5 protein-coding genes are annotated in these 4,475 nt (G+C 70.8%); 4 read left to right on the top strand and 1 reads right to left on the bottom strand.

Features of this window, described 5'->3' with window-relative positions; translation table 11 throughout:
* The first annotated feature begins 127 nt into the window (after positions 1-127).
* Positions 128-1,015, top strand: a complete 888-nt coding sequence (rsmI, locus tag HUV01_RS12540; RefSeq protein ID WP_174298574.1) for a 16S rRNA (cytidine(1402)-2'-O)-methyltransferase — start codon at positions 128-130, stop codon at positions 1,013-1,015.
* A gap of 10 nt (positions 1,016-1,025) precedes the next feature.
* Here the strand turns inward: rsmI and HUV01_RS12535 are convergent, their stop codons facing one another.
* Positions 1,026-1,313, bottom strand: coding sequence for a hypothetical protein (locus HUV01_RS12535; protein ID WP_174298573.1), 288 nt, complete (start codon positions 1,311-1,313; stop codon positions 1,026-1,028).
* 150 nt (positions 1,314-1,463) lie between these two features.
* On the opposite strand from HUV01_RS12535, the gene HUV01_RS12530 reads away from it, so the two are divergent.
* The 3 genes from HUV01_RS12530 to HUV01_RS12520 form a co-directional block, all read left to right on the top strand.
* Positions 1,464-1,838 (top strand): YraN family protein, encoded by a 375-nt coding sequence (locus HUV01_RS12530; RefSeq protein ID WP_174298572.1) that lies wholly within the window; start codon positions 1,464-1,466, stop codon positions 1,836-1,838.
* 119 nt (positions 1,839-1,957) lie between these two features.
* Positions 1,958-2,956: a glutathione synthase gene (gene gshB / locus HUV01_RS12525; protein ID WP_174298571.1), complete on the top strand. Its 999-nt coding sequence runs from the start codon at positions 1,958-1,960 to the stop codon at positions 2,954-2,956.
* 271 nt (positions 2,957-3,227) lie between these two features.
* Positions 3,228-4,475: DEAD/DEAH box helicase (locus HUV01_RS12520; protein ID WP_174298570.1), on the top strand; the 1,248-nt coding region annotated here is incomplete at its 3' end.

Genomic DNA, 4,475 nt, shown 5'->3' with positions numbered 1-4,475 from the left:
CGGGCGCACGGGCGGGCGGCGGCAGGCGGTCGACGGGACCGCGCGGCACGACCGTATTGCACGCCGCCAGGCCCGCGAGCGCCACCCCTGCGGCGAACCGTCCCGCGAGACGCCGCATGGCGCCACCATGTGGTTGCGATACCCCTGTCGCCTCTGCCATGTGCATCCCGTGGAACCCCTTCCCCCCGGTCTCTACATCGTCGCCACACCGATCGGCAATCTCGGCGATCTGTCCACCCGCGCGCGCGACGTGCTGGCGCGCGCCGACCTGATCGCGGTGGAGGACAGCCGGGTGACGGGCGGCCTGCTCCACCATCTGGGGCTGAAACGCCCCATGCAGCCGTACCACGACCACAATGCCGACGCGGTCCGCCCCGGCCTGGTCGCGCGGTTGGGACAAGAGGCGGTGGCGCTGGTCAGCGATGCGGGCACGCCGCTGATCTCCGACCCGGGCTACAAGCTGGTGCGCGAGGCGCGCGCGGCCGGCCATGCCGTCGTGACGATCCCCGGCCCGTGCGCGGCGGTGGCGGCGCTGACGCTCGCGGGCCTGCCCACCGACCGGTTCCTGTTCCTGGGCTTCCTGCCGTCGAAGGCGGGCGCGCGCGCGACGGCGATCGCGGAGGTGTCGGGCGTTCGCGCCACGCTGGTGCTGTACGAAAGCGGGCCACGGCTCGCCGCCTGCCTGTCCGCGCTGGCGCACGGACTGGGCGACCGGGAGGCGGCGGTGACGCGCGAGATCACCAAGCATTTCGAGGAGGCGGTGACCGGAACGCTGTCCACCCTCGCCACCCGTTACGCAGGGACGGGGCCGCCCAGGGGCGAGATCGTCGTGGTCGTCGCGCCGCCCGGACCGCCGGCCCCGATCAGCCCGGAGGACGGCGACGTCGCGCTGGCGGAGGCGCTGACGCGGCTGTCCGCGGCAAGGGCGGCGGGCGAGGTGGCGAAACGCCTGGGCCTCGACCGCCGCCTGCTCTACGCCCGTGCCCTGGCCCTGAAGGAACCCGCGCAGGGCTGAGGCGCGTGCGTCAGTTCGTCTTGACGGTGGTGCTCTGATCGCCGTTCGAGCTGGTCGAGGTCGTGTGCACCGTCTTGTGCGTTACCGTCTTGCGGCCGATCTTGACGCCCAGAATCTTCTTGGGGCGATGCGTCTTGCGCCTGGTGACATGCTCGACCTTGGTGGTCCGGGTGGCGACGCCGTCGCTGACGCTGGTGTCGGTCTTGACCTGAGTCTTGCTCGTGGTCTGCGCCTGCGCGGAGATGCCGACGGTCAGCGCCAGCGCGGCGATGAGTGGAGTGGCAATAATCTTCTTCATGGTTTCTCCTGTTCGATGAGGCGGCGGGCACCGCGATCGGGCGCCCCGTCCCATCAAGCGTAAAGCGCGAAGGCGCGGAACGATCCACGGCCGGGCCGCCACCGTCCGTGACGGCTTGCGCGCCGCGTCGCGGCTTGGCAGGTCCCGCGCATGGTCCGCACCCAAGCACCCAGGGATCGCCGCGTCGCCGAGGGCGCGGGGCGGCGTGGCGAACGGCTGGCGGGCTGGTGGTTGCGCCTGAAGGGCTGGCACATCCTCGACCGGCGCGTGCGGACTCCGGCGGGCGAGGTCGACATCGTGGCGCGAAAGGGATCGCTGGTGGCGTTCGTCGAGGTAAAGACGCGCGCCACCGCGGCCGAGCTGGACTTCGCGATCGACGAACGTCGCCTCGCCCGCGTCGCCGCCGCGGCCGAGTTGCTGATGACCCGCTATGCCCGGCCGGGCGACGATATCCGCGTCGACGTGCTGCTGCTCGCGCCCGGCGTGCGGCCGCGGCACATCGAGAATGCGTGGATCGCGCAATAGGCGAGAGCGCGGCGGACCCCGTCCTGCGGGGGTGACGACGCGGCCCTGCCGGGGCGCGTGCGGCGGGATGGCGACGGTCACGGCTTCCGCTGCGCCGGCTGGACGGGTACGTCGCGTCCATGACCACGCCCCTCACCGTCGCCGTCCAGATGGACCCGCTCGCCGGCCTGAACATCGCCGGCGATTCGACCTTCGCGCTGATGCTCGCGGGCCAGGCGCGCGGGCACCAGTTGTTCCACTACACCGCCGACGCGCTCAACTGGGCGACGGACCCGTCGCTGCCGGCGGGCGGGCGGCTGTGGGCGAGCGCGCATCCCGTGACGGTACGGAACGTCGTCGGCGATCATTTCGCGTTCGGTGAGCCGGTGGCGCTGGACCTCGGCACGCAGGCCGACGTGGTGCTGATGCGGCAGGACCCGCCGTTCGATCTGGGCTACATCACCGCCACCCATTTGCTCGAGCGGATCGTCGACCGCACGCTGGTGGTCAACGATCCCGCCAGCGTCCGCGACGCCCCGGAGAAGATGTTCGTCCTCGACTACGCCCGCTTCATGCCGCCGACGCTCGTCACGCGCAGCCTGGACGAGGCACGCGCCTTTCTCGCCACGCATGGCGCGATCGTCGTCAAGCCGCTGCACGGCAACGGCGGCAAGGCGATCTTCAAGGTCGAGGAGGGCGGCCTCAACCTCTCGGCATTGTTCGAGATCTTCAACCTGACCTGGCCCGAGCCGCACATGGTGCAGGCGTTCCTTCCCGACGTGGCGAAGGGGGACAAGCGCATCGTGCTGGTCGACGGCGAGATCGCGGGCGCGATCAATCGGTTGCCGGGCGCGGGCGAGATCAGGAGCAACCTGGCGGTCGGCGGATCGGCGGAAAGGACCGTCCTGACGGACCGCGAGCGCGAGATCTGCGCCGCGCTCGCCCCCGAGCTGAAACGACGCGGGCTGCTGTTCGTCGGCATCGACGTGATCGGCGGCGAGTGGCTGACCGAGATCAACGTCACCTCCCCCACCGGCATCGTCGCGATCGACCGCTTCGACGGGACCGACGTGCCCGGGCTGATCTGGGACGCGATCGAGGGGAAGGCCGCGGCGCGGGGCGGTGCGGCTGATCGCTGACCGCCTCCACCACCTCGTAACCCGGAACAGGTCCGGGGTGACGGTTTGCGAGTCGCGACGGTACAACCCACCTTGACTTTCGCCGCCCCGTCGCACATTTGCTCTGTGTCGAGGCGTTCTCTTTACGGAAACGCAGCGTGATAGCGGCCCTTACCGGCCGCCGGCTCCGCCTCGATCCATCAAGGCTTCCCTGTCACGCGGGGTGTCGTCAACCGACGCCGCCCGTGCGCCCGTATGCGGCCCGCGCGTGGCCCCATGCGAGTTCCCTTCCATGTCATTCTCTCATCTCGGCCTGGCCGAGCCGCTCGTCCGCGCGCTTGAAGCCCGGGGATACCAGACCCCCACGCCGATCCAGCGCGACGCGATACCGCTGGTGCTGGAAGGTGGCGACCTGCTCGGCATCGCGCAGACCGGCACCGGCAAGACCGCCGCCTTCGTGCTGCCGTCGATCCAGCGGCTGGTCGCGGCCGGCACGCGCGTGCTGCCGACGCACTGCCGCATGCTCGTCCTTGCCCCCACGCGCGAGCTCGCCGGCCAGATCGCCGAGAGCGCGCGCGGCTATGGCCAGTTCTCGCGCATGAGTGTCGCCACCGTGTTCGGCGGCACCAGCATCAACAAGAACCGCCAGGACATGGCGCGCGGCGTCGACATCCTCGTCGCCACCCCCGGCCGCCTGCTCGACCTCATCGAGCAGCGGTTCGTGAGCCTGGCGGCGCTGGAGATCCTCGTCCTCGACGAGGCGGACCAGATGCTGGACCTCGGCTTCATCCACGCGCTGCGCAAGATCGTGCGGATGCTGCCCAAGGCACGCCAGACACTGTTCTTCTCGGCCACCATGCCGGCGTCGATCCGCGAGCTGGCCGACCAGTTCCTGAAGAACCCGGCTACCGTCTCGGTGAAGCCCGCCGCGACCACCGCCGAGCGCGTCGACCAGCAGGTAACGTTCGTCAACCAGTCGGAGAAGCAGGCGCTGCTGACGATCGCGCTCGGCGATGCCGCCGTCGAGCGCGCGCTGGTGTTCACCCGCACCAAGCATGGCGCCGACCGCGTCGTGAAGCTGCTGGCGGGCAACGGCATCGCGTCCAACGCGATCCACGGCAACAAGAGCCAGGCCAACCGCGAGCGGGCGCTCGCGCAGTTCAAGGCCGGCGAGGTGAAGGTGCTGATCGCGACCGACATCGCCGCGCGCGGCATCGACGTGTCGGGCGTCAGCCATGTGTTCAACTTCGAACTGCCCAACGTGCCCGAGCAGTACGTGCATCGTATCGGGCGCACCGCGCGCGCCGGCGCCAGCGGCATCGCGTGGAGCTTCTGCGCGGACGACGAGCGGGCGTACCTGCGCGACATCGAGAAGGTGACGCGCCAGAAGGTGCCGGTCACGCCGCTGCCCGACGACTTCATGGCGCGCGCGAACACGATCAACGCGACTCGCGCCAGGACGATCGGCGCCGATCCGGCGGCGCGGGAAGAGCGTCCGCGCGGTCCGCGCGGCACACCCGGCCCGCGCGCGACCCACGCG

The sequence above is a fragment of the Sphingomonas bacterium genome, assembly GCF_903643035.1.
Classification (GTDB): Bacteria; Pseudomonadota; Alphaproteobacteria; order Sphingomonadales; family Sphingomonadaceae; genus Sphingomonas.
The sequence above is the reverse complement of the archived record's forward strand: the minus strand, read 5'-3'. Positions and strand labels throughout refer to the sequence as shown.